Source organism: Ramlibacter algicola, assembly GCF_016641735.1.
GTDB lineage: Bacteria > Pseudomonadota > Gammaproteobacteria > Burkholderiales > Burkholderiaceae_C > Ramlibacter > Ramlibacter algicola.
This window is the reverse complement of sequence record NZ_JAEDAO010000001.1, coordinates 2,483,663-2,509,500: the sequence shown is the minus strand read 5'-3', so window position 1 is coordinate 2,509,500 and position 25,838 is coordinate 2,483,663. Positions and strand designations below refer to the sequence as shown.

The window sequence follows — 25,838 nt, the reverse complement described above, 5'->3', positions numbered from 1 at the left end:
GCGTCAGCCCACCCAGCGGCGCGCGTTGCGCCAGATGCGCAGCCACGGGCTGGCCTGCGCCACGTCGCCGCCGGTCCACGACATCTGCACGTTGCGGAACACGCGCTCGGCGTGCGGCATCATGGCCGTGAAGCGGCCGTCGGCCGTCGTCACTGCCGTCAGCCCGGCCGGGCTGCCATTCGGGTTGAACGGGTAGGCCTCGGCCGGCCGGCCGTGGTGGTCGGTGAAGCGCATCGCCGGGATCACCTTCGCCGAGTCGCCGCGGTGGTCGAAGTTCGCATAGCCCTCGCCGTGCGCGACCACGATCGGCAGGCGGCTGCCCGCCATCCCGGCGAAGAAGATGCTGGGCGACTCGAGCACCTCCACCTGCGACAGGCGCGCCTCGTAGCGCTCGCTCTTGTTGGTGGTGAACCGCGGCCAGGCCTGCGCGCCCGGGATGATGTCGGCGAGCTCTGCCAGCATCTGGCAGCCGTTGCACACGCCCAGCGCAAATGTCTCGTTGCGGCCGAAGAACGCGCGGAACTGGTCGGCCAGTTGCGGGTTGAACGTGATGCTGCGCGCCCAGCCGATGCCCGCGCCCAGCGTGTCGCCGTAGCTGAAGCCGCCGCAGGCGACGAAGCCGCGGAAGTCGTCCAGCTTCGCGCGCCCGGACTGCAGGTCGGTCATGTGCACGTCGATCGCCTCGAAGCCCGCGGTGTCGAAGCAGTAGGCCATCTCCACATGCGAGTTGACGCCCTGCTCGCGCAGGATCGCCACGCGCGGACGAGCGAGATTCAGGAACGGCGCGGCGACGTCCTCCGCCGGATCGAACGACGGCGCGAACTGCAGGCCCGGGTCGGCGGGGTCGCCGGCGGCCGCATGCTCCTGGTCCGCGCACTCGGGGTTGTCGCGCTGCTGGCAGATCTTCCAGCTGACGCTGTCCCACACCTGGTGCAGGTCGGCCAGCTTCGCGCTGAACACCGCCTTGGTGTCGCGCCAGACCTGCACTTCGCCCTTGCCCATTTCGATCGCCGACGACGCGGGACGGGTCACGCCGACGAAGTGGCTGTGCTTCGAGAGGCCGTGCTCGCGCAGCACTTGCATCACCTCGTTGCGTTCGGCGGTGCGCACCTGCAGCACGACGCCGAGTTCCTCGTTGAACAGCGCCTTGAGCGTGAGCTCCTGGCGGCGCGGCGCGATTTGCGAGGCCCAGTTCTTCGCATCGCCGAAGTCGGCGCGGCTGTCGCTGATGCCGTCGCCTTCCGTGACCAGCAGGTCCACGTTCAGGCTCACGCCGACATGGCCCGCGAACGCCATCTCGCACGCGGCCGCCATCAGGCCACCGTCGCTGCGGTCGTGGTATGCCAGCAGCTTGCCCTGCGAGCGCAGCGCGTTGATGGCGTTCACCAGCTGGATGAGGTCCTGCGCGTCGTCGAGATCCGGCACGTCGCCGCCGGGCTGGCCCAGCACCTGCGCCAGGATGCTGCCGCCCATGCGGTGGCGGCCCTTGCCCAGGTCGACCAGCACCAGCGTCGTGTCCTGCTGCGCGTCCAGTTGCGGCGTCAGCGTGCCGCGCACGTCGGCCAGCGTGGCGAACGCGGTGATCACGAGGCTGACCGGCGCCGTGACCTGCTTGCGCGCGCCGTCCTCCGACCACTGCGTGCGCATCGACAGGCTGTCCTTGCCGACCGGGATCGAGATGCCCAGCTGCGGGCACAGTTCCATGCCCACCGCCTGCACCGTCTCGTACAGCGCTGCGTCCTCGCCGGGCTCGCCGCACGCGGCCATCCAGTTGGCCGACAGCTTCACCCGCGGCAGCTCGATCGGCGCGGCGAGCAGGTTCGTGATGGCTTCAGCCACCGCCATGCGGCCCGAAGCCGCGGCGTTGGTGGCGGCCAGCGGCGTGCGCTCGCCCATGCTCATCGCCTCGCCCGCGAAGCCCTTGTAGTCGGCCAGCGTCACGGCGCAGTCGGCCACCGGCACTTGCCACGGACCGACCATCTGGTCGCGATGGGACAGGCCGCCCACGGTGCGATCGCCGATCGTCACCAGGAAGCGCTTGGACGCGACGGTCGGGTGCGCGAGCACCTTGATGACGGCGTCCTGCAGTTCGACGCCCGTGAGATCGATCGCCGGCACGTCCCGCCGCACGGTCTTCACGTCGCGGTGCATCTTGGGCGGCTTGCCGAGGAGGACGTCCATGGGCATGTCCACCGGCGTCGCTGCGCCCTCGTCCGCCACCACGAGCTGCCGCTCCTCCGTCGCCACCCCCACCACCGCGAACGGGCACCGCTCGCGCTCGCACAGCGCGCGGAACTGCTCCAGCGACTCGGGCGCGATGGCCAGCACGTAGCGTTCCTGGCTCTCGTTGCTCCAGATCTCCTTGGGCGCGAGGCCGGATTCCTCCAGCGGCACCTGGCGCAGGTCGAACCGCGCGCCGCGCCCGGCGTCGTTGGTCAATTCGGGGAACGCGTTCGACAGCCCGCCCGCACCGACGTCGTGGATCGCCAGGACCGGGTTCTGCTCGCCCAGCGTCCAGCAGTGGTTGATGACCTCCTGCGCGCGGCGCTCGATCTCCGGGTTGCCGCGCTGCACGGAATCGAAGTCGAGGTCGGCGGCGTTGGTGCCGGTGGCCATCGAGCTCGCCGCGCCGCCGCCCATGCCGATGCGCATGCCCGGACCGCCCAGCTGCACCAGCAGCGTGCCGGCGGGGAACTGGATCTTGTGCGTCACGCGCTCGTCGATCGAGCCCAGGCCGCCCGCGATCATGATCGGCTTGTGGTAGCCGCGGACCACGCCGGCGACGTCCTGCTCGTACTCGCGGAAGTAGCCCAGCAGGTTGGGACGGCCGAACTCGTTGTTGAACGCGGCGCCGCCCAGCGGGCCCTCGGTCATGATCTGCAGCGCGCTGGCGATGTGCGCGGGCCGGCCGTTCGGCGAGTCCCACAGCTTCGAGACCGAGAAGCCGGTCAGGCCTGCCTTGGGCTTCGCGCCGCGGCCGGTGGCGCCTTCGTCGCGGATCTCGCCGCCGGCACCCGTCGACGCGCCTGGGAACGGCGAAATCGCGGTCGGGTGGTTGTGCGTCTCCACCTTCATCAGCACGTGGTGCGTGGCGTCGCGCCGCTGGTAAGCGCTCGGTACGTCGCCGCGCGCGGGAACGAACGCCTCGACCTTCGAGCCTTCCATCACCGCCGCGTTGTCCGCGTAGGCGACGATGGTGTGCGCCGGCTGCAGCTGGTGCGTGTTGCGGATCATCCCGAACAGCGACTTGTCCTGCGGCACGCCATCGATGGTGAACTGCGCGTTGAAGATCTTGTGCCGGCAGTGCTCGCTGTTGGCCTGCGCGAACATCATCAGCTCGACGTCGGTCGGGTTGCGTTCCAGCTTGCGGAAGGCTTCGACCAGGTAATCGATCTCGTCGTCGGCCAGCGCCAGGCCGAACTGCACGTTGGCGCGCTCCAGCGCGCCGCGGCCGCCACCGAGCACGTCCACCTGCTCCATCGGCGCGGCTTCCACTTCGTCGAACAGGTGCTGCGCACCGCTGCGGTCCGGCAGCACGCTCTCGGTCATGCGGTCGTGCAGCAGCGCGGCGATGGCCTCGCGTTGCGCGGCGGACAGCGTGTCATTGCCCAGCAGCTTGCCCTTGAGCTGCACGCGGTACTCGACGGCGCGTTCGACCCGGTGCACGCCGAGGCCGCAGTTGTGCGCGATGTCGGTCGCCTTCGAAGCCCACGGCGACACGGTCCCGAGGCGCGGCGTGACGACGAAGAGTTCGCCGTCCGCGTTGCCCGCGAAGGGCTCGCCGTAGGTCAGCAGCGCAGCGAGCCGGTCACGGTCGCCCGCGGATGGTGCATGGTCCCACGCGGCCAGGTGCAGGAAGCGTGCATGCACCCCCTCGATCCTCTCGTGCACCTCGCGCAGGCGCGGCAGCAATTGGCGGATGCGGAAGTCGCTGAGCGCGCGACCCCCTTCGAACTCGGTGATGTGCAGGGTCACTGGACGGCCTGTGTGGGGAAGGCACCGCGGACCGCTGACTGGGGCCCGCGACGAGACCCCGTCATTCTACCGGGCACGGTCGTGCTCTCCAGCGGCGCGCGGGGGCGTCTGGGATAATCGCGGCCATGAGCATCACGTACAAGGACGTCGACGGCATCCAGGGCATGCGAACCGCCTGCCGGCTGGCGGCCGAGGTGCTGGACTTCCTCACGCCCCACATCAAGCCCGGCATCACCACGCGCGAGATCGACCAGCTGTCCGCCGAGTGCATGAAGAAGCAGGGCAGCGTCTCCGCCACGCTGGGCTACCAGCCTCCGGGCTACCCGCCCTACCCCGCCTCGCTGTGCACGTCGGTCAACCACGTGGTGTGCCACGGCATCCCGAACGACAAGCCGCTGAAGAAGGGCGACATCGTCAACGTCGACGTCACCGTCATCAAGGACGGCTGGTACGGCGACACCAGCCGCATGTTCATCGTCGGCGAGGCCTCCATCGCCGCCAAGCGCCTGGTCGCGATCACCTACGACGCGATGTGGCACGGCATCACCAAGGTCAGGCCGGGCGCGCGCCTGGGCGACATCGGCTGGGCGATCCAGCAGTTCGCCGAGAAGAACGGCTTCTCCGTCGTGCGCGAGTTCTGCGGCCACGGCATCGGCCGCAACTTTCACGAGGAGCCGCAGGTGCTGCACTACGGCAAGCCCGGCACGCTGGAGGAACTGGTGCCCGGCATGACCTTCACCATCGAGCCCATGATCAACGCCGGCCGCAAGGAGGTGAAGGAACTGGGCAACGACGGCTGGACCATCGTGACCAAGGACCATTCGTTGTCCGCCCAGTGGGAGCACACGGTGCTGGTCACCGAGACCGGCTACGAGGTGCTGACGCTGTCGGCCGGCAGCCCGCCGCCGCCGCCCTTCGTCAACGCCGCCTGAGGCGCCCGTGACCGCCGCCGCGCGCACCCTGCCGGCCGGGACGGCGGCTCTCCCCAATCCCTGCGCCGCGCTGCGCGATCGACTGAAGGCGCAGAAGGACGCGGTCAACGCCGCGCTGCTCGCGCCGGGCCTCGCGGCACGCGCCGTGCGCCCGCTGCTGCGCCGGCTGGCGCGCCACGTCGACGCTGCGCTGCGCGAGCTGTGGGACCTGGCTGAATTCCCGACCGGCTCCGCGCTGGTCGCGGTCGGCGGCTACGGCCGCGGCGAGCTGTTCCCGCATTCGGATGTCGACGTGCTATTGCTGCTGCCCGACGGCGTGCAGGCCGATGGCGACGCGTCGCTCAAGCAGCGGCTCGAGGGGTTCATCGGCAACTGCTGGGACACGGGCCTGGAGATCGGCTCCAGCGTGCGCACGGTCGCCGAGTGCGTGCAGCAGGCGCAGGCCGACGTCACCATCCAGACCTCGCTGCTCGAATCGCGCCTGCTGGCGGGCGACGCTGCCTTGTTCGCCGACCTGCAGGCGCGCTCACGCGAGGTGCTGGACCCGCAGGCCTTCTTCATCGCCAAGACGCTGGAGATGCGCCAGCGGCACACCAAGTACGAGAACACGCCGTACTCGCTGGAGCCCAACTGCAAGGAATCGCCGGGCGGCCTGCGCGACCTGCAGGTCATCCTGTGGATCGCGCGTGCGGCGCGCTTCGGCACCAGCTGGGACGAACTCGCCCGCCGCGGGCTGGCCACCGACCTGGAGGCGAGGCAGCTTCAGCGCAACGAGGCGCTGCTGGACCTGATCCGCGCGCGGTTGCATGCCATCGCGCGCCGCCGCGAGGACCGGCTGGTGTTCGACCTGCAGACCGCCGTCGCGGAAACCTTCGGCTACCGCAACGTCACGACGCCCGAAGGCCGGCTGGTGCAGCGCGCCAGCGAGCAGCTGATGAAGCGCTTCTACTGGGCGGCCAAGGCGGTGACGCAGCTGAACCAGATCCTGCTGCTGAACATCGAGGAGCGCCTGATCCCCGGCGGCGGCGACCCGGAACCCTTGAACGCGCGCTTCCTGAACAAGGGCGGGATGCTGGAGGTGGTCGACGACGGGCTGTACCAGCGCGAGCCGCAAGCGATCCTCGAGACCTTCCTGCTGTACCAGACCACGATGGGCATCAAGGGCCTGTCCGCGCGCACGCTGCGGGCGCTGTACAACGCGCGCGGCGTGATGGACGCGAAGTTCCGCAACGATCCCATCAACCACGCGACTTTCCGCGCGATGCTGATGCAGCCGGCCGGCCTGACGCACTCGTTCCGGCTGATGAACCAGACGTCGGTGCTGGGCCGCTACCTCTGGCCGTTCCGGCGCATCGTCGGCCAGATGCAGCACGACCTGTTCCACGTCTACACCGTGGACCAGCACATCCTGATGGTGCTGCGCAACGTGCGCCGCTTCTTCATCGCCGAGCACGCGCACGAGTACCCGTTCTGCTCGCAGCTGGCCGCCGGCTACGACCGCCCGTGGGTGCTGTACATCGCTGCGCTGTTCCACGACATCGCCAAGGGCCGCGGCGGCGACCACTCCGAGCTGGGCGGGCAGGAGGTGCGGCGCTTCTGCCGCCAGCACGGCTTCAAGACCACGGACGCGCGGCTGGTGGAGTTCCTGGTGCGCGAGCACCTGACCATGAGCCGCATCGCGCAGAAGGAAGACCTGTCCGACCCAGAAGTGATCTCCGCGTTCGCGGCACGCGTGAAGGACGAGCGCACGCTCACCGCGCTGTACCTGCTCACCGTCGCTGACATCCGCGGCACCAGCCCGAAGGTGTGGAACGCCTGGAAGGGCAAGCTGCTGGAAGACCTGTACCGCGCGACGCTGCGTGCACTGGGTGGGCACCAGCCGGACACCTCGGCCGAGATCGAGCAGCGCAAGCGCGAGGCGCTGGTGCAGATGCAGCTGCACTCGATGCCCTTCGAAGCGCACAAGAAGCTGTGGGACACGCTGGACGTCGGCTACTTCATGCGCCACGACGCCGGCGAGATCGCCTGGCACACGCGCCACATCTCGCGCCACGTGGGCGCCACCAAGGCGCTGGTGCGCGCGCGGCGATCGCCCGCGGGCGAAGGCCTGCAAGTCGTGGTCTACACGCCGGACCAGCCCGACCTGTTCGCCCGCATCTGCGGCTACTTCGACCAGGCCGGCTTCTCGATCCTGGACGCGCGCATCCACACCGCGCGCAACGGCTACGCGCTGGACACCTTCCAGGTCGTCACGGCGATGCTGCCCGAGCACTACCGCGAGCTGGTGAGCATGGTGGAGAACGGGCTGGAGCAGACGCTGGAGCGCGCGGGCCCGCTCCCCGCTCCCAGCCGCGGGCGCGTGTCGCGCCGGGTCAAGAGCTTCCCGGTCGCGCCGCGCGTCCAACTGGCGCCCGATGAACGCGCGCAACGCTGGCTGCTGTCGATCTCCGCGAGCGATCGGCTCGGCTTGCTGTATTCCATCGCGCTCGTGCTTGCGAAGCACAAGATCAACCTGCAGCTCGCGAAGGTGACGACGCTGGGCGAGCGCGTCGAGGACACGTTCCTCGTCGACGGGCCGGAACTGCAGCAGAACCGCCGCCAGATCGAGATCGAGACGGAGTTGCTGGAAGCGCTGGCGGCTTGAGGGATCGAGGAGCCGGAAGCGGTGGATTCCCGCCTTCGCGGGAATGACGGGAAAGGCGCGGGAATGACGAGGCTCCGTCGTCCCCGCGGAGGCGGGGACCCATCGCTTCCATCAACCCGGCAGGATCTCCGCCCAAGCGTCCATCAGGGCACGTGCCGAAGCCTTGCGGCTCCACCTGGCCGCCGTCACCCGCGCCGCCTCCACCATCGCATCGCGCTTCGGCCCGCCTTCGGCTGCCAACCGCAGCGCCTCCACGACACGCACCGCGCACCCCTGCACGTCGTCCTCCGCCGCCCACAGCCCGTTGGCCGCACTCGAACTGTCGCTGCCTCCCGGCACGCCGACGAACCCGGCAACGATGCACCCGGAAGCCATCGCCTCCAGGATCGCCAGCGAATGCGCCTCCAGCCTTGCGAGCGAGAGGTACACGGCCGATTCACCGAGCACGCGGGCGACCTGCTCCTCCGTCGCGCCCTGCAGCGCGTTCCAGCGCACCTCGCGCAACGACGGATCGGCGGCGCGCACGAGATCGTGGATCGCGCCGAACTCCAGCGTGCGCTTGCGCGGGATGCATGCCACCTGCATCGCCTTCGCAGCGGGGCGGAAGCGCTCCGTGTCGACGAAGAACGGCGTGTGGAACGCGCGCAGCCCAGGAAAGCGGCGCTGCGCGAAGTCCACCACGTTGCGGCTCGGACACAGCAGCGCGGAGACGCCCCAGTCCGCGTACGAGCCGCGGCCGGCGAGGCCCTGGAACACGTAGTGCGGGTTCTGGCAGAACACCAGCTTGCGCTGCGCCGAAGTCGCGAAGCGCGCGAACAGCGACGGGTTGTTTTCGGGGAACACCAGCACGTCGTCGCGACGCACCGCCTCGAGCCGCTCGACCGGCACGTCGGTCGCGAACCACCGCGGCGGCATGCCGTCCGGCGTCGCGACCACGGCATCGTGCCCCGCGGCGCGCAGCAGTTCGACGTGCTGGAACGCCGCCTTGATGCCGCCGGCGATCTCGCCGGCCGGCCAGGAGAGGTACACGATGCGCGCCATCGCGCGATTCAGTCGTCCTCGCCCGCGTCGAGGCCCGGGAACAGCACCTCGGTGAAGCCGAACTTCGAGAAGTCGCGCACCCGCATCGGGTACAGCTTGCCCAGCAGGTGGTCGACCTCGTGCTGCACGACGCGGGCGTGGAAGCCGTCGACGGTGCGGTCGATCGGGTCGCCGTACTGGTCGAAGCCCGTGTAGCGGATGCGCTTCCAACGCGGGACGACGCCACGCAGGCCGGGCACCGACAGGCAACCTTCCCAGCCCTCTTCCTCCTCGTCGCCCACCGGCGTGATCACCGGGTTCACGAGGACGGTCCTCGGCACGACGGGCGCATCGGGATAGCGCGGGTTCGGCGCATCGGTGCCGAAGATCACGACCTGCTGGTCGACGCCGATCTGCGGCGCCGCAAGTCCGGCGCCGCTGGCCGCCTTCATCGTGTCGACCATGTCGGTGACGAGCAGGTGCAGGGTGTCGGTGTCGAACTCGCGCACGGGTTGGGCGACGCGCAGCAAGCGCGGGTCGCCCATCTTCAGGATGTCTCGGACTGCCATGGCGCCAAGCATACCGGCGCGACAATCGGGCCATGCCGATCCCACCGCCGGACAACGACCTCACGCCGCTCCGTTCGCCCCGGGTCGTGCGGTGGGCGTTCGGCGTCCTCGCCGTCGTCTGCCTCGTGCTGGCGGTCGTGGGGGCCATCCTGCCGGTGATGCCCGCCGTGCCCTTCCTGCTGCTGGCCGCCTGGGCCGCCTCGCACAGTTCGCCGCGGCTGGAGCGCTGGCTGGTCACCCACCCCTACCTGGGCCGGTACATCGTGGCGTGGCGCCGCGGCGGCGTGGTGCCGCGGCGGGCCAAGTGGGTGGCGACCGTCATGATGTCGGGCAGCGCCATCGGCATGCTGCTGTTCATCGGCCCGCGTTGGTTCGTGCTGGCGGCCATCGCCACCATGGCCGCCGTCGGCGCCTGGCTCTGGCGGCGCCCGGAGCGGATGCCGGGCGCCTAACCCGCCAGCAGCTTGCGCAGTCCGTCTTCGTCCAGCACCGGCACGCCCAGTTCCTGCGCCTTGTCCAGCTTGCTGCCGGCCTCCGCGCCGGCGACGACGTAGCTGGTCTTCTTGCTCACCGAGCCGGCCACCTTGGCGCCGGCGGCTTCGAGCAGGTCCTTGGCTTCGTCGCGGCCGAGGGTCGGCAGCGTGCCGGTGAGCACCACGGTCTTGCCGGCGAGCGGCTTGGGCGCTTGCGCCGCCGGTTCGCCCTCTTCCCAGTGCAAGCCGCACGCGCGCAGTTGCTCGACCACTTCGCGGTTGTGCGGCTGGGCGAAGAAGGTGTGGATGCTTTCGGCGACGATGGGACCGACGTCGGGCACTTCGAGCAGCCGTTCGGCACTCGCATCCATGATCGCGTCCAGTCCGCCGAAGTGGCGCGCCAGGTCGCGCGCCGTCGCTTCGCCGACGTGGCGGATGCCCAGGCCATAGAGGAAGCGCGGCAAGGTGGTCGTCTTCGACTGCTCCAGGCCCGCCAGCAGGTTCTGCGCCGACTTCTCGCCCATGCGGTCCAGCGCGACGAGGTTCGCCAGGCCGAGCCGGTACAGGTCCGGCAACGTCTTCACCACGCCCGCCTCGACCAGCTGGTCGACCAGCTTCTCGCCCAGGCCTTCGACGTCCATCGCGCGGCGCTGCGCGAAATGCAGGATGGCCTGCTTGCGCTGGGCACCGCAGAACAGCCCGCCGGTGCAGCGGTAGTCGGCTTCGCCCTCCTCGCGCACCGCCTCGCTGCCGCACACGGGGCAGCGGTGCGGCATGGTGAACGGCTCCGCGCCCTTCACGCGCTTGTCGGGCACGACGGCGACCACTTCGGGGATCACGTCGCCCGCACGGCGCACGATCACCGTGTCGCCGATGCGAACGTCCTTGCGGCGCGCTTCGTCCTCGTTGTGCAGGGTGGCGTTGGTGACGGTCACGCCGCCGACGAACACGGGCTCGAGCTTGGCGACCGGCGTCAGCTTGCCGGTGCGCCCGACCTGGATGCCGATGTCGACGACGGTCGTCAGCTGCTCCTGCGCCGGGAACTTGTGCGCGACCGCCCAGCGCGGCTCGCGCGTGACGAAGCCCAGGCGCTTCTGCAGCGCCAGGCTGTTGACCTTGTAGACCACGCCGTCGATGTCGTACGGCAGCTGGTCGCGGCGCGCGCCGATCTCCTGGTGGAATGCGACGAGTTCGTCGGCGCCCTTGCACACGCGCGTATCGGCGCTGACGGGCATTCCCCAGCGGCGCAGCGCCTGCAGCAGCTCGAAGTGCGTCCCGAACGCCGGGCCGCCGTCGATCTCGCCCCAGCCGTAGGCGAAAAAGCTGAGGGGCCGCTGGCGCGCGATCGCCGGATCGAGCTGGCGCACGGCACCCGCAGCTGCATTGCGCGGGTTGACGAAGGTCTTCTCGTTCTTCGCGCCCTGCGCGATCTTCTGCCGCTGCTGCTCGTTCATGCGCTCGAAGTCGTCGCGGCGCATGTAGACCTCGCCGCGCACTTCGAGCACCGGCGGCACGTCCTTGCCGTGGAGTCGCAGCGGGATCTGGCCGACCGTGCGGATGTTCTGCGTGACGTCCTCGCCGACCTCGCCGTCGCCGCGCGTGGCGGCCTGGACCAGCGTGCCGCGCTCGTAGCGCAGGCTGATGGCCAGGCCGTCGAACTTGAGTTCGGCCACGTACTCGATCGGCTCGGCGCCCTCCACCAGGCCCAGCTCGCGGCGCACGCGGCCATCGAAGTTGCGCGCGCCCGTGGCCTCGATGTCCGTCTCGGTGCGGATCGACAGCATCGGCACCTTGTGCCGCACCTTGGCGAAGCCTTCGAGCACCGCGCCGCCGACGCGCTGCGTGGGCGAATCGGGCACCAGCAGCTCGGGGTGCCGGGCCTCCAGCTCCTGCAGTTCGCGGAACAGCTTGTCGTACTCCGCGTCCGGCAGCTCCGGCGCGTCGAGCACGTAGTACTGGTGGGCGTGGTGGTGCAGCAGCTCGCGCAGCGCGTCGATGCGCTCCTGCACCTTCGGGGAGGCGGTCATGGCTTAACTGAAGAGACGGCGCGCCTGCGGCGAACCCGCAGCGAGGTCGCGCGCTTCCAGCGTGTCGTACAGCTGCTCGAGGTCGGCGCCGATCACGTCCAGGCCTTCGTCGCGGATCAACTGCCCGGCGTCGTCCGTGAGCACGCCATCCATCGACGTCGCCAGCGCGACCGCGGCCTCGCGCATGCGCAGGAAGGGCTGTTCGCCGCGATGCACCTGCGGCACGTCCAGGCTGAGCGTGATGTCGCGGATGGCGGCCTGCGTCGGGTCTTCGGCCAGCGCGGCCTGCGTGTCGAACGACAGCACCAGCAACGGCGGCTGCCCCTGCTGCGACGCGGGCAGCACCATGCGGCCCGGGATTGCGCCGGCGATGAAGCCGAGCTTGGCAGCGTTTTGCTGCACGTAGCCCGGGCTCCAGGCCGCCGAGCGCGCGCGCAGCGTGAAGCCCAGCTGCGCGTCGTGGCCGCCCGCGAACTGGTCCAGCTCGCGCGCACGCGCCACCTCTTCCAGCATCTCGGGGAACTCGGGCGACCCGCCGATCGCATCGGCGAAGGCCTGCGCCTTGACCACGAACTCCGAGTATTCGATCTCGTTGAGCGCGCCCATGCGATTGGCCAGCTGCACGCCGGCCTGGAACGCGTTGTAGCGGCGGCCGGCCTGCGGCGTTTCCCAGTGCTGGGTGCGCTCGTCGTGGCCTTCGATGGCGAAAGGCTTGCTGCCCGCGCGGCGGGTGGCGGGCAACGCGGCCAGCGCCGCTTCCCCCGACACGAGCGTGTCGACGGCGATCGGCGCGATGGCGTCGATGAGCGCGTCGAGGCCGGGCTTGCGTTCAGGTTGCGGCAGCGGCGGGACGGAGTCGTCGCCCAGCGGGCCGTCGAACGACGGCTCGACGGGTCCGGTGTCCGCGTGGGCGTCGTCACGGGGCGTCGGGGCTTCGGCCTGGCGCGGCGTGAGCTTGCGCGTGGTCCAGGCGTTCCAGCCCACGACGCCGGCCAGCACGACGCCGCCGAGGATGCCGAGGCCCAGGGTGAAGGTGCTCATGCGCCGCCCTCACCCCGGCCCGCTCCCGGGGGGAGAGGGCGGGAAATGCGCTTCGCGATCATCACGCTAGGCCTCGACCATGGAAGCAGCCGACTCCATGTCCACGGCCACGATGCGCGAGACGCCCTGCTCCTGCATGGTCACGCCGATCAGCTGCTCGGCCATCTCCATCGCGATCTTGTTGTGGCTGATGAACAGGAACTGGGTCTCCTTCGCCATCGCCGACACCAGCTTGGCGTAGCGCTCGGTGTTGGCGTCGTCCAGCGGCGCGTCGACCTCGTCCAGCAGGCAGAACGGCGCCGGGTTCAGCTGGAAGATGGCGAACACGAGCGCGATGGCGGTGAGTGCCTTCTCGCCACCGGACAGCAGGTGGATGGTCTGGTTCTTCTTGCCGGGCGGCTGCGCCATCACCTGCACGCCGGAGTCGAGGATCTCCTCGCCCGTCATCACCAGCCGGGCGTTGCCGCCGCCGAACAGTTCCGGGAACATGCGGCCGAAGTGCTCGTTGACGGTGTTGAAGGTACCCGCCAGCAGCTCGCGCGTCTCGCCGTCGATCTTGCGGATGGCGTCTTCCAGCGTGGTGATCGCTTCCGTCAGGTCGGCGTTCTGCGCGTCGAGGAACTGCTTGCGCTCGCGGGCGGTGGTCAGTTCCTCCAGCGCCGCGAGGTTCACGGCGCCCAGCGCGGCGATCTCGCGCTGCAGGCGGTCGATGTCGCCCTGCATGCCGGCCAGGCGCACGTTGTTCTCGCTGACCGACTTCGCGACCGCCTCGAGGTCCGCGTTCGCGTCCGTGAGCAGCTGCGTGTACTGCTCCAGGCCCAGGCGCGCGGCCTGTTCCTTCAGCTGCATGTCGGTGATGCGCTGGCGCAGCGGGTCGAGCTCGCGTTCCAGCTGCAGGCGGCGTTCGTCGCTGGCGCGCAGCTTGGCGGTGAGGTCGTCGTACTCGCTGCGCTTGGCGCCCAGCGCCTGCTCGCGCTCCGACTTCAGCTGCAGCGCGTTCTGCAGGCCGGCCTGCGCGGCCGCGTCCGTGAGACGCGTGAGTTCGGCGTGCGCGCGCTCTTCCTCCGTCGCCAGCGAACCCGCCTGTTGCTGCGCGGTCTCGATGGCGCGCTGCAGTTCACCGCGGCGCGCCTCCAGCGTGCGCTGCGAGAACTGCGCTTCCTGCGCCTGGCGCTCCAGCGTGCGCTGCTGCTCGCGGGCCTGCGCCAGCTTGCGCTCGGACTCGAGGACGCGCTCGTCCAGCTGGGCATGCCGTTCCTGGCTGTCGGCCAGCTGCATGTCCAGTTCCTCGAAGCGCGCTTCGGCAGCCACGCGGCGTTCCTGCAGTTCCTCGAGCAGCGCGTCGACTTCGGCCATGTCGCCGGCGATCTGCTCGCTGCGCGCGCGGGTCTGCTCGGCCAGCTGCGTCAGGCGCAGCGTCTCGACCTGGATCTCGTGGAAGCGGTCCTGCGCCTCGGCGGCTTCGCGGCGCGCGGTGACGAGGCGTTGCGACGCATCGGAGTAGGCCGCTTCGGCCCGCACCAGCGCGGACCGCGCTTCCTCGGTGATCAGCGCCTGCGCACGCAGCTGCTTCTCGAGGTTCTCGATCTCCTGCTGGCGTGCCAGCAGGCCGGCGCGCTCGGAATCCTGCGCGTAGAAGCTCACGCTGTGCCGGGTGACGCAGTGGCCGCCCTTCACGTACACGGCTTCGCCGGGCTGCAGGCGATCTCGCGCGGCCAGCGCTTCCTCGAACGAGGGCGCGGTGTAGCAGCCGTGCAGCCAGTCGGTGAGCAGCGCCTTCTGGCCGGCGTCGTTCAGGCGCAGCAGGTCGGACAGGCGCGGCAGCGCACCGGCCGCTTCGGGCGCGCCGGCTTGCGGCGGCGAGAAGAACGCCAGCTTCGCCGGCGGCGCGTCGGACGCGAACGCGCGAACCATGTCCAGGCGCGACACCTCGAGCGACGACAGCCGCTCGCGCAGCGCCGCTTCCAGTGCGTTCTCCCAGCCCTGCTCCACGTGGATGCGGCTCCACAGCGCCTGCAGGCCATCGAGGCCGTGTCTGGCCAGCCAAGGCTTGAGCTTGTCGTCCGTCTGCACCTTTTCCTGCAGGGCCTTCAGCGCCTCCATGCGCGCCGACAGGTCGGCCTGCTTGTGCGTCTCGGTGTTGACGGCCTGCTGCTTCGCACGCCGGTCCTCGTCGAGCTGCGGCACCTGGTCCTGCAGCTCGTGCAGGCGCGCGTCGCTGGTTTCCGCCGTCTCCTGCGCGGTGGCCAGCTGCTGCTGCAGGTTGGCCAGCCGTGCCTCGTCCGGGGCGGCAAGCGCGTTGCGATCGGCGACGAGACGCTCGCGACGCTGCGTCAGCTGGCGGGTCTGCTCGTCGATGTTGCGCTGGTCGGCCGCCAGCACCTGGATCTGCTGCTGCACCTGGCCGACGCCGATGCGCTGCTCGGCCGACTTGGCCTGCGCCTGGCGCAGCGCCTCTTCCAGGTCGGGCAGCACCTGCGCCTGCTCTTCCACCTGCGCGGCGAGCAGCGCGGCCTTCTCCTCGGCGTCGACACCTTGCGCGGCCAGGGTCTCGATCTCGGCAGCCGCGTCGTCCTTGCGCGCGGCCCACTGCGCGGCCTGCTCCTTCAGCTGTTGCAGGCGCTGCTCGACGCGCTGGCGGCCTTCGACGACGAAGCGGATCTCCGCCTCCAGCCGGCCGACTTCGGCGCTGGCTTCGTACAGCTGGCCCTGGGCCTGGTTGACGTGGTCACCCGCGGCGTAGTGCGCCTGGCGGATCGTCTCCAGCTCGTTCTCGACGTGGCGCAGGTCGGCGATGCGCGACTCGAGCTCGTTGACCGCCTTGTCGGCGTCCTGCTTGAGGCGGCCCTGGTCGACCTCGGCCTCGGCGCGCTTGAGGAACCACTGCTGGTGCTGCTTGAGCGTGACGTCGGCCTGCAGCTGGTTGTAGCGCGCGGCGACCTCGGCCTGCTTCTCCAGCTTGTCCAGGTTCGCGTTGAGCTCGCGCAGGATGTCCTCGACCCGGGTCAGGTTCTCGCGCGTGTCCGACAGCCGGTTTTCGGTCTCGCGGCGGCGTTCCTTGTACTTGGACACGCCCGCGGCTTCCTCGAGGAACAGGCGCAGTTCCTCGGGCTTGGATTCGATGATCCGGCTGATCGTGCCCTGGCCGATGATGGCGTAGGCGCGCGGGCCCAGGCCCGTGCCCAGGAACACGTCCTGCACGTCACGCCGGCGCACCGGCTGGTTGTTGATGTAGTAGCTGGACGTGCCGTCGCGCGTCAGCACGCGCTTGACCGCGATCTCGGCGAACTGGCTCCACTGGCCGCCCGCGCGGTGGTCCGCGTTGTCGAAGATCAGCTCGACCGAGGAGCGCGACGCCGGCTTGCGGCTGGTCGTGCCGTTGAAGATGACGTCCTGCATGGACTCGCCACGCAGTTCGCTCGCCTTGGACTCGCCGAGCACCCAGCGCACGGCGTCCATGATGTTGGACTTGCCGCAGCCGTTGGGGCCGACCACCCCGACCAGCTGGCCGGGGAGCATGAAGTTCGTGGGTTCGGCGAAGGACTTGAATCCGGAAAGCTTGATGGAGGTGAGTCGCACGTGAACAAGCCCTGGTCGGAAGGGGCGCCGCCCTCTGGCGGAGCCGCGAAACGCGTCCGCATGATAGCGTGCTGATCAGGCACCTCCCGCCGCCTGGAGCGCTTGCCTCCGGCCCCGGATTTCGCTAGGAACCGACCCCGCCGCCGCCCTGCATCTGGTAACACCTCCCGCATGGCGGGCAAGGTCTGGATCGGGGTCTCGGGATGGCGCTACGAACCGTGGCGCGGCAACTTCTACCCCACCGGGCTGGCGCAGTCCAGGGAGCTGCACCACGCGTCCCGGCAGTTCAACAGCATCGAGCTCAATGGCTCCTTCTACTCGCTGCAGCGGCCGGGTTTCTATGCCCAGTGGGCCGCGCAGACGCCGCCGGGCTTCCTGTTCGCCGTCAAGGGCGGGCGCTACATCACCCACATGCTCAAGCTGCGCAACGCCGACACGGCGCTGGGCAATTTCTTCGCGTCGGGCGTGTTCGCGCTGGGCGACAAGCTGGGGCCGATCCTGTGGCAGTTCCCGCCGCAGGTGCGGCTGAACCTGGACCTGTTCGAGCAATTCTTTTCCGCCCTGCCCAAGGACACCACGCAGGCGGCCCAGGTCGCGCGCTGGCGCGACCAGCGGCTGGAAGGCCGCGAGCTGCTCGACCCGCCGGTGAAGATGAAGCTACGGCACTGCGTCGAAGTGCGCCACGACAGCTTCGTCGACGCCGCCTTCATCGCCCTCCTGCGCAAGTACAACGTCGCCTGGGTGGTGGCGGACACGCCTCGCCCCTGGCCGCTGTACGAGGACGTCACGGCCGACTTCGTCTACATGCGCCTGCACGGCTCGACCGAGCTGTACAACAGCCGCTACACCCCGGAAGAGATCGAGCGCTGGGCCGCCTGCATCGACGCCTGGCGACAGGGGCGCGAGCCGGCCGACGCGCGCCTGATCACACGCAGGTCGCCCGGCCAGGGCAAGCCGCTGGACGTGTACTGCTACTTCGACAACACCGACAAGCTCCACGCGCCCGACAACGCCCGCGAGCTGATGGCGCTGCTGGGGGTGCGGGCGCCCAAGGACGGCTGAGCCCGCTCAGTGCTTCGTCGTCATGTCCTCGTGCAGGCACAGGCAGTTGCCTTCGGGGTCGTAGAACCAGGCGGCCTTCTCGGTGCCCATGGCGCAGACATGGCCCTCGGTCTTCAAGCCCGGCATGTCGTAATCCTCGAAGCGCACGCCCGCGCCTTCCAGTTCAAGCACCGCCGCGGCGATATCGGGGACCTCGAAGCTGAGCGCGGTGTGCTCGGCCTTGGTGCCGGCATCGCGCGGCATCAGTGCGATGTCGCCGGAGCCGCAGTGGTAGAGGATCTTGCCGTCGGGCTTCGACAGCGGCTGCAGGCCGAGCTTGCCTTCGTAGAACGCCCGCGCTCGCCCGAGATCGACGACGGGCAGGATGGTGGTGACGGTGGTCTGGCTCAGCTGCATGGCTCGCTCCTGGAGGTCGGGCCGCGAACCATAGTCCGCTGCGCGGCCGTTTCAAGGGAGGAACGTCACGTCAGGACATGTCCGGCTGGCCGCTCGCCGCGGTGACACCGCCGTCCACGGGCAGGCACACGCCGGTGACCATCGCCGCGTCCGGACTCGCGAGGAACGCGACGACGGCGGCGACTTCGGCCGGCGTCGCAGGCCGCCCGAGCGGCATGCGTTCCTTGAACTTGGCGAGCAGCGCACGCTTGCCCTGCATGTCCTCGGTCATCGGCGTGAGCGTGAAGCTGGGCGCGACGCAGTTCACGCGCACGCCGTCGGGGCCGTGGTCGAGGGCCAGCGCGCGGGTGAAGTTGATGATCGCGCCCTTGGACGCGTTGTAGAACGACAGGCCCCAGTCGCCGCCCAGGCCGGAGACCGAGGCCATGTTGACGATGCAGCCCTGCGTGGCCTTCAGGTGCGCGATCGCCGCGCGGCAGCCGTGGAACACGCCGCCCGCGTTGGTCGCCATCGTGTCCTCCCACTCGTCCAGCGTCGCTTCGTCGACCTGGCCTTCGGGCGCGACGCCGGCGTTGTTCACCATGACGTCGAGCCGGCCGAAGCGCTTGACCGCGGCATCGACGAGCGCCTCGACCTGCCGGAACTTGCGCACGTCGGTCACCTTCACCAGCGTGCGGTCGGCGGGCAAGGTCGCGGCGACCCGCTCCAGCTTCTCGCGCGTGCGGCCGGCCAGCACCACGCACGCGCCTTCCGCGCTGAAGCGCCGCGCGATGCCTTCGCCGATGCCCGAGCCGCCGCCCGTGACGATCACCACCTTGCCCGTGAACCGTTCCATGCCTTGCTCCTTGCGGGAAGGCGCCAGCATGGGAGCGGCCTGGCGTCGGCGAGGTCGGACAAGGGCGACACCCGCCACGGCCGCGCAACGCGACCACGGATAATCCGCCGATGAATCCGCTTCTCGACCGGCTGCAGCCCTACCCCTTCGAGCGGCTGCGGCGGTTGTTCGACGGCGTGGTGCCGAATCCGGACTTCACGCCCATCAGCCTGGGGATCGGCGAGCCCAAGCACCCGACCCCGCCCTTCATCAAGCAGGCGCTCTCGCAGGCGCTGGAGCGCCCCGGCACCGACCTGGCCGCCTACCCGCCCACCATCGGCACGCCGGCGTTGCGCGAGGCTTTCACCAACTGGTTGCATCGGCGGTATGCGCTGAAGCTCGATCCCGCCACGCAGGTGCTGCCCGTGAACGGCTCACGCGAAGCGCTGTTCGCGTTCGCGCAGACGGTCGTCGATCCGGGGGCAGGGGCCATCGTGGTCTGCCCGAATCCGTTCTACCAGATCTACGAGGGCGCGGCCGTGCTGGCGGGCGCGGAGCCGTACTACGCGCCGTCCGATCCGGCGCGCAACTTCGCGATCGACTGGGACAGCGTCCCGGAATCGGTGTGGGAGCGCACGCGGCTGGTCTACGTCTGCTCACCCGGCAACCCCACCGGCGCCGTGATGCCGCTGGACGAGTGGCGCAAGCTGTTCGCGTTGTCGGACCGCCACGGCTTCGTGATCGCTTCCGACGAGTGCTACTCGGAAATCTACTTCCGTGACGAGCCGCCGCTGGGCGGGCTCGAAGCCGCGGCCATGCTCGGGCGCGATGCCTTCCCGCGCCTCGTCGCCTTCACCAGCCTGTCCAAGCGCAGCAACGTGCCGGGCATACGCAGCGGCTTCGTCGCCGGCGACGCGCAGCTGCTCAAGGCCTTCGCCCTGTACCGCACCTACCACGGCAGCGCGATGGCGCCGCCGGTGCAGGCGGCCAGCATCGCGGCCTGGGGCGACGAGGAGCACGTCGTTGCCAACCGCGCGCAGTACCGCCGCAAGTTCGCCGACGTGACGCCGGTGCTGTCGCAGGTGCTCGACGTGCGGTTGCCCGACGCCGGCTTCTACCTCTGGGCCGGCGTGCCCGGGGGCGACGACCAGGCGTTCGCCCGCGGCCTGCTGGCTCAATACAATGTGACGGTGCTGCCGGGCAGCTTCCTCGCTCGCGAGAGCGCGGGCCGCAACCCCGGCGCCGGACGGGTGCGCATGGCGCTGGTGGCCGAGACCGCCGAATGCCTCGAAGCAGCGCGGCGCATCGTCCGTTACGTGCAGGACCCTTCCACCTCCAGGCTTTCATGACCGCATCGCTGCAGCAGACCATCGACACCGCGTGGGAGAACCGCGCCCAGCTCTCCCCGGGACAGGCACCCAAGGACGTCCTCGACGCCGTCGAGCACGTCATCGCGGAGTTGAACCACGGCCGCCTGCGCGTCGCCACGCGTGAAGGCGTGGGCCGGTGGACCGTGCACCAGTGGATCAAGAAGGCGGTGCTGCTGTCGTTCCGCCTGAAGGACAACGCGGTGATGAAGGCCGGCGACCTGGCCTTCTTCGACAAGGTGCAGACCAAGTTCGCGCACCTGTCGCCCGAGGAGATGGCCGCCACCGGCGTGCGCGTCGTGCCGCCGGCCGTGGCGCGCCGCGGCAGCTTCATCGCCAAGGGCGCGATCCTGATGCCCAGCTACGTGAACATCGGCGCCTACGTCGACGAGGGCACCATGGTCGACACCTGGGCCACGGTGGGCTCATGCGCGCAGGTCGGCAAGAATGTGCACCTGTCCGGCGGCGTGGGCCTGGGCGGCGTGCTGGAACCGCTGCAGGCCAACCCGACCATCATCGAGGACAACTGCTTCATCGGCGCCCGCTCGGAGATCGTCGAAGGCGTGATCGTCGAGGAGAACTCGGTGGTGTCGATGGGCGTGTACATCGGCCAGAGCACCCCGATCTACGACCGCACCACCGGCGAAACGAGCTACGGCCGCATCCCGGCCGGCTCCGTCGTCATCTCGGGCAGCCTGCCCAAGGACGGCGGCAAGTACAGCCTGTACGCCGCGATCATCGTCAAGCGCGTCGACGCCCAGACGCGCGCCAAGACCAGCCTGAACGACCTGCTGCGGCCCTGAAGCACAGCGAGCGACGGAGGAGAACAGCATGAGCGGCACGATGGAGCGGATCCTTCGCCTGATGGGCGAGAAGAAGGCGTCGGACGTGTACCTGTCGGCGCATGCGCCGGCGATGATCAAGATCAACGGCCAGTGCCTGCCGATCAACAACCAGCTGCTGCCGCCGGACGCGCCCAAGGCGCTGCTCGCGGAGGTGCTGCCCGCGCGGCGCATCACGGAGCTGGAGGAATCGGGCGAGCTGAACATGGCGCACGCGGTCGAGAACGTCGGCAACTTCCGCTTCTCCGCCATGCGCCAGCGCGGCAGCTACGCCGCGGTGATCCGCTACATCACGCAGGACATCCCGCCGCTGGAATCGCTGAACGTCCCGATGATCCTGGGCGAGCTGATCATGGAAAAGCGCGGCCTGCTGCTGATGGTGGGCTCCACCGGCGCCGGCAAGAGCACCACGCTCGCGTCCATGATGGACTACCGCAACGAAAAGGCGTCCGGCCACATCCTGACCATCGAGGACCCGGTCGAATTCCTGTTCAAGAACAAGAAGTCCATCGTCAACCAGCGCGAGGTCGGCAGCGACACGCAGTCGATGCAGACGGCGCTGAAGAACGCGCTGCGCCAGGCGCCCGACGTCATCCTGATCGGCGAAATCCGTGATCGCGAGACCATGTCCGCCGCCATCGCGTACGCGCAGTCGGGCCACCTGTGCCTGGCCACCATGCACGCGAACAACAGCTACCAGGCGCTCAACCGCATCCTGTCGTTCTATCCGGTCGAGGTGCGCCCCACCATGCTGGGCGACCTGGCCGCGGCGATGAAGGCCATCGTGTCGCAACGCCTGCTGCGCACCGTGCATGGCGGCCGCGCGCCGGCGGTGGAGGTGATGCTCAACACCAAGCTGGTGTCCGAGCTGATCGAGAAAGGCGACTTCTCCGGCGTCAAGGAAGCGATGGAGAAGTCGATGGCCGAAGGCTCGCAGACCTTCGAGCAGGCCATCGCCAAGCTGATCGTCGACGGCGTCGTCGACAAGAAGGAAGGCATCGCCAACGCCGATTCGCCGACCAACCTGCAGTGGCGCCTGCAGAACGACTTCAGCAACAATCCCAACGCGCGGCCCGAGGAAGGCGCCAGCGAAGAGGACCTGGCCGACGAGCCGTCCTTCACGGAGATCACGCTCGACGTGAAGCATTGACTTGAGGGCGCTGCAACTCACCGAGCAACTGATCGCACGCCGCTCCGTCACGCCCGAGGACGGTGGCTGCCAGGACCTCCTGCGCGCCAGGCTGCAACCGCTGGGCTTCGCCTGCGAGACCATCGCCAGCGGGCCCGAGTCGTTCCGCGTCACCAACCTCTGGGCCAAGCGCGCCGGGTCGTCGCCCCGCACGGTGGTCTTCGCAGGCCACACCGACGTCGTGCCCACAGGGCCCGTCGAGCAGTGGACCAGCGACCCGTTCGTGCCCGTGCACCGCGACGGCAAGCTGTATGGCCGCGGCGCCGCCGACATGAAGACGTCGATCGCCGCCTTCACGGTGGCCGTCGAGGAATTCCTCGCTGCGACGCCGAACCCGAAGCTGTCCATTGCGTTGCTGATCACGAGTGACGAGGAAGGGCCGTCCGTGGACGGCACCGTGGTCGTCTGCAAGCAGCTCGAGCAACGCGGCGAGCGCCTCGACTGGTGCATCGTCGGCGAGCCGAGCTCGGTCGACCGCCTGGGTGACATGATCAAGAACGGCCGCCGCGGCAGCCTGTCGGGCAAGCTCACCGTGCGTGGCGTGCAGGGCCACATCGCCTACCCGCAACTGGCGAAGAACCCGATCCACCTGGCCATGCCGGCCCTGGCGGACCTCGCGGCCATCGAGTGGGACCGCGGCAACGACTTCTTCCAGCCCACCAGCTTCCAGTGCAGCAACGTGCACGCGGGCACCGGCGCCACCAATGTCATCCCGGGCACGCTGGTCATGGACTTCAACTTCCGCTTCTCGACCGAGTCGACGCCCGAGCAGTTGAAGGCGCGCGTGCAGCAGGTGCTGGACCGGCACGGCCTCGACTACGGCATCGACTGGGCACTCAGCGGCCAGCCCTTCCTCACCCGGCCGGGCGAGCTGGTCGACGCGATGCGCACCGCCATCCACGACGAGACCGGCGTCGCCACCGAGCTGTCCACCACGGGCGGTACCAGCGACGGGCGCTTCATCTCGCGCATCTGCCCGCAGGTGGTCGAGTTCGGCCCGGTGAACGCGACGATCCACAAGATCGACGAACATGTGCGCGTGGCCGACATCGAGCCGCTGAAGAACATCTACCGGCGCACGCTGGAACGCCTGGACGCCCAGGCCACCCCATGACCGTCCAGGACCTCGTGGAAGCCGGCGCGCAGGCGCTGGAGGGCGCCGGCGTTGCCTTCGGCCACGGCACCAGCAACGCGTTCGACGAAGCCGCGTGGCTCGTGCTGTGGGCGATCGGCCTGCCGCTGGACGCGTTCGACGAGCACGCCGGCGACGAAGTCGATGGCGAGCGCGTCGCCCGCGCCAAGGCGCTCATCGAGCAACGCATCGCCACCCGCAAGCCCGCCGCCTACCTCACGGGCGAGGCATGGTTGCAGGGAGTTCCCTTCTTCGTCGACGAGCGCACGATCGTGCCGCGCAGCTTCATCGCGGAACTGCTGGCCGACGGCAGCATCGATCCGTGGCTGTCGGACCGCACGACGCGCGTGCTCGACCTGTGCACGGGCAACGGCAGCCTAGCCGTGCTCGCGGCGATGGCCTATCCCGACGTCACCGTGGACGGTTCCGACATCTCCGCCGATGCGCTCGCCGTGGCGCAGCAGAACGTCGCGCGGCACGGCCTGCAGCAACGCGTGCGGCTCGTGCAATCCGACGGCCTCGCCGCCCTCCCCGGCCCCTACGACCTGGTGCTCTGCAACCCGCCCTACGTGAACAGCAACAGCATGGCGGCGTTGCCCGCCGAATACCGCGCCGAACCGCAGCTCGCGCTGGCCGGCGGCGACGACGGCATGGACTTCGTGCGCGCGCTCCTGCGCGACCTGCCCTCGCGCCTGTCGCCCGATGGCGTGCTGGTGCTGGAGATCGGCAACGAGCGCGAGCACTTCGAGCGCGCCTTCCCCCAGCTCGAAGCGGTGTGGCTGGACACCAGCGCCGGCGCCGACCAGGTGCTGCTGCTCACGCGCGAGGCGCTCACCGCATGATCACGCTGCGCAACGTCACCTTGCGCCGCGGCGCCAAGGTGGTGCTCGATGCCGTCTCGGCCACCATCAATCCCGGCGAGAAGGTCGGCCTGGTCGGCCGCAACGGCGCGGGCAAGTCCAGCCTGTTCGGCCTGCTCGACGGCTCCCTGCACGAGGACGCCGGCGAATTCAACGTCCCCGCGCAGTGGCGCCTCGGCCAGGTGGCGCAGCACATGCCGGAGACCGACGAAGGCGCGACCGCCTTCGTGCTGGCCGGCGACACGCGCCTGATGGAAGTGCGCGCCGCGCTCACCGCCGCCGAAGAGGCCAACGACGGCATGGCGATCGCGCACGCGCATGCCGACCTGGCCGATGCCGGCGAGCACGACGCGGTCCCGCGCGCGCAGACGCTGATCCTGGGCCTGGGCTTCCAGGTGCACGAGCTCGACCAGCCGGTGAACAGCTTCTCGGGCGGCTGGCGCATGCGCCTGCAGCTGGCCCGCGCGCTGATGGCGCCGTCGGACCTGCTGCTGCTGGACGAGCCGACCAACCACCTGGACCTCGACGCCCTCGTCTGGCTCGAAGGCTGGCTGCAACGCTACGCCGGTACGCTGCTGGTGATCAGCCACGACCGCGAGTTCCTCGATGCGGTGACCAACGTCACGCTGCACATCGAGCGCCAGAAGCTCACGCGCTACGGCGGCAACTACAGCGCTTTCGAGACGCTGCGCGCGCAGCAGCTGGAACTGCAGCAGGCCAGCTTCTCGAAGCAGCAGGAGAAGATCGCCCACCTGCAGAAGTTCATCGACCGCTTCAAGGCCAAGGCCAGCAAGGCCAAGCAGGCGCAGAGCCGCGTCAAGGCGCTGGAGCGCATCGAGCGCATCGCGCCGGTGCTGGCCGATGCGGAGTTCAGCTTCGAGTTCAAGGAACCCGCCAACCTGCCCAACCCGATGCTCGCGATCAGCGATGCGGTGCTGGGTTACGGCGAGAAGGTGATCCTCCGGAGCGTGAACCGCTCCGTGCTCGCGGGCCAGCGCATCGGCATCCTGGGCGCCAACGGCCAGGGCAAGTCGACGCTCGTGAAGACGATCGCGCGCGAGATCCCCGCGCTGGCGGGCACGCTCACCGAAGGCAAGGGCCTGCACATCGGTTACTTCGCGCAGCAGGAACTGGACGTGCTGTCACAGGAATCGAACCCGCTGGAACACATGATCCGGCTGGCGCGCGACGTCGGACCGGAAGCGCGCGAGCAGGAGCTGCGCAACTTCCTGGGCAGCTTCAACTTCACGGGCGACATGGTGCAGCAGGCCGTGGGCACCATGAGCGGCGGCGAGAAGGCGCGGCTGGTGCTGGCGATGATCGTCTGGCAGCGCCCCAACCTGCTGTTGCTGGACGAGCCGACCAACCACCTGGACCTCGCCACGCGGGAGGCGCTGTCGATCGCGCTGAACGAGTTCGAGGGCACGGTGCTGCTGGTCAGCCACGACCGATCGCTGCTGCGCTCGGTGTGCGACGAGTTCTGGCTGGTGGGCCGAGGCGAGGTCAAGCCGTTCGACGGCGACCTGGACGACTACCAGAAGTACCTGCTGGAGGAGTCGCGCCGCTTGCGCGAAGCCGCACGGGTCGCCGCAGCCACGCCTGCACCGACGGCCGCACCCGCCGTGAACCCACAGGCCTTGCGCAAGGCCGATGCGGCTACGCGCCAGCAGCTGGCCGCGCGCACCAAGCCGCTGAAGAAGGAACTGGCGCAGGTCGAGGCGCGGATGGCGCAGCTGAACGCGGAGAAGGCGGCGCTGGAGCAGGACCTCAGCGGCACGCTGCCGCCGGACGCCATCGCCGATGCTGGTCGCCGCCTGAAAGCAGCGCTGCAGGCGCTGGAGCAGGCGGAAGAGCGCTGGCTGGAACTGTCCGGCGAGATCGAGCGGATCGAAGCCGCCTAGGAGCCTGCGCGGCGC

The 25,838-nt window shown here is 69.7% G+C and carries 18 protein-coding genes; 10 read left to right on the top strand and 8 right to left on the bottom strand.

All coding sequences use genetic code 11. The features are described 5' to 3' along the window. Positions 1 to 3: 3 nt before the first annotated feature. Entirely contained in the window at positions 4 to 3,975 is a 3,972-nt protein-coding gene (gene purL, locus I8E28_RS12155) for a phosphoribosylformylglycinamidine synthase (RefSeq protein WP_200788320.1), read from the bottom strand. A 125-nt stretch (positions 3,976 to 4,100) separates the two neighbouring features. On the opposite strand from purL, the gene map reads away from it, so the two are divergent. Further along, complete coding sequence (map, locus tag I8E28_RS12150; RefSeq protein ID WP_200788319.1) at positions 4,101 to 4,907, top strand: type I methionyl aminopeptidase; 807 nt, start codon at positions 4,101 to 4,103, stop codon at positions 4,905 to 4,907. Positions 4,908 to 4,914: 7 nt separating this feature from the next. Then, a complete protein-coding gene (locus I8E28_RS12145) occupies positions 4,915 to 7,551 on the top strand; it encodes a [protein-PII] uridylyltransferase (protein ID WP_338050773.1) in 2,637 nt (878 codons plus the stop codon). 111 nt (positions 7,552 to 7,662) lie between these two features. On the opposite strand, the gene I8E28_RS12140 is transcribed toward I8E28_RS12145, so the two are convergent. Then, complete coding sequence (locus I8E28_RS12140) at positions 7,663 to 8,592, bottom strand: glycosyltransferase family protein (RefSeq protein WP_200788318.1); 930 nt, start codon at positions 8,590 to 8,592, stop codon at positions 7,663 to 7,665. Positions 8,593 to 8,600: 8 nt separating this feature from the next. After that, positions 8,601 to 9,140, bottom strand: a complete 540-nt coding sequence (gene def, locus I8E28_RS12135) for a peptide deformylase (RefSeq protein ID WP_200788317.1) — start codon at positions 9,138 to 9,140, stop codon at positions 8,601 to 8,603. A gap of 32 nt (positions 9,141 to 9,172) precedes the next feature. Between def and I8E28_RS12130 the strand changes: the two genes are divergently transcribed. Beyond that, on the top strand, positions 9,173 to 9,592 hold the full coding sequence (locus I8E28_RS12130; protein WP_200788316.1) for a YbaN family protein: 420 nt from the start codon (positions 9,173 to 9,175) through the stop codon (positions 9,590 to 9,592). On the opposite strand, the gene ligA is transcribed toward I8E28_RS12130, so the two are convergent. From ligA to smc, 3 genes are all read right to left on the bottom strand, one after another. Continuing rightward, positions 9,589 to 11,640, bottom strand: a complete 2,052-nt coding sequence (gene ligA / locus I8E28_RS12125; protein ID WP_200788315.1) for an NAD-dependent DNA ligase LigA — start codon at positions 11,638 to 11,640, stop codon at positions 9,589 to 9,591. The two genes, I8E28_RS12130 and ligA, sit on opposite strands and share 4 nt — an antisense overlap. Positions 11,641 to 11,643: 3 nt before the next feature. Next, complete coding sequence (locus tag I8E28_RS12120; protein WP_200788314.1) at positions 11,644 to 12,681, bottom strand: cell division protein ZipA C-terminal FtsZ-binding domain-containing protein; 1,038 nt, start codon at positions 12,679 to 12,681, stop codon at positions 11,644 to 11,646. A 66-nt stretch (positions 12,682 to 12,747) separates the two neighbouring features. After that, positions 12,748 to 16,260 carry a chromosome segregation protein SMC gene (gene smc / locus I8E28_RS12115; RefSeq protein ID WP_200788313.1) on the bottom strand — a complete coding sequence of 1,171 codons (3,513 nt, stop codon included), beginning with the start codon at positions 16,258 to 16,260 and terminating at the stop codon, positions 12,748 to 12,750. A 171-nt stretch (positions 16,261 to 16,431) separates the two neighbouring features. Here smc and I8E28_RS12110 point away from each other — a divergent pair, with 171 nt between their 5' ends. Then, positions 16,432 to 17,322, top strand: a complete 891-nt coding sequence (locus I8E28_RS12110; RefSeq protein WP_200788312.1) for a DUF72 domain-containing protein — start codon at positions 16,432 to 16,434, stop codon at positions 17,320 to 17,322. A 6-nt stretch (positions 17,323 to 17,328) separates the two neighbouring features. On the opposite strand, the gene I8E28_RS12105 is transcribed toward I8E28_RS12110, so the two are convergent. Together I8E28_RS12105 and budC are read right to left on the bottom strand one after the other, a co-directional pair. Beyond that, positions 17,329 to 17,718 (bottom strand): VOC family protein, encoded by a 390-nt coding sequence (locus tag I8E28_RS12105; protein ID WP_200788311.1) that lies wholly within the window; start codon positions 17,716 to 17,718, stop codon positions 17,329 to 17,331. Between the two features lie 70 nt (positions 17,719 to 17,788). After that, the gene (budC, locus tag I8E28_RS12100; RefSeq protein WP_200788310.1) at positions 17,789 to 18,553 is read right to left on the bottom strand and encodes a meso-2,3-butanediol dehydrogenase; all 765 of its coding nucleotides are present in this window, start codon (positions 18,551 to 18,553) and stop codon (positions 17,789 to 17,791) included. A 110-nt stretch (positions 18,554 to 18,663) separates the two neighbouring features. Here budC and dapC point away from each other — a divergent pair, with 110 nt between their 5' ends. Genes dapC through I8E28_RS12070 form a run of 6 tightly spaced genes read left to right on the top strand, consistent with a single transcriptional unit; the run spans position 18,664 to position 25,823 of the window. Beyond that, positions 18,664 to 19,881 carry a succinyldiaminopimelate transaminase gene (gene dapC, locus I8E28_RS12095; RefSeq protein ID WP_200788309.1) on the top strand — a complete coding sequence of 406 codons (1,218 nt, stop codon included), beginning with the start codon at positions 18,664 to 18,666 and terminating at the stop codon, positions 19,879 to 19,881. Beyond that, the gene (gene dapD, locus I8E28_RS12090) at positions 19,878 to 20,702 is read left to right on the top strand and encodes a 2,3,4,5-tetrahydropyridine-2,6-dicarboxylate N-succinyltransferase (protein WP_200788308.1); all 825 of its coding nucleotides are present in this window, start codon (positions 19,878 to 19,880) and stop codon (positions 20,700 to 20,702) included. The genes dapC and dapD overlap by 4 nt, the downstream gene beginning before the upstream one ends. Positions 20,703 to 20,730: 28 nt before the next feature. Next, entirely contained in the window at positions 20,731 to 21,891 is a 1,161-nt protein-coding gene (locus tag I8E28_RS12085; protein ID WP_239027224.1) for a PilT/PilU family type 4a pilus ATPase, read from the top strand. A 1-nt stretch (position 21,892) separates the two neighbouring features. After that, entirely contained in the window at positions 21,893 to 23,044 is a 1,152-nt protein-coding gene (gene dapE / locus I8E28_RS12080) for a succinyl-diaminopimelate desuccinylase (protein ID WP_200788307.1), read from the top strand. Next, positions 23,041 to 23,904 carry a 50S ribosomal protein L3 N(5)-glutamine methyltransferase gene (gene prmB, locus I8E28_RS12075; protein WP_200788306.1) on the top strand — a complete coding sequence of 288 codons (864 nt, stop codon included), beginning with the start codon at positions 23,041 to 23,043 and terminating at the stop codon, positions 23,902 to 23,904. The genes dapE and prmB overlap by 4 nt, the downstream gene beginning before the upstream one ends. Beyond that, a complete protein-coding gene (locus I8E28_RS12070; protein WP_200788305.1) occupies positions 23,901 to 25,823 on the top strand; it encodes an ABC-F family ATP-binding cassette domain-containing protein in 1,923 nt (640 codons plus the stop codon). Before prmB ends, I8E28_RS12070 begins: the two co-directional genes overlap by 4 nt. Positions 25,824 to 25,838: the final 15 nt, after the last annotated feature.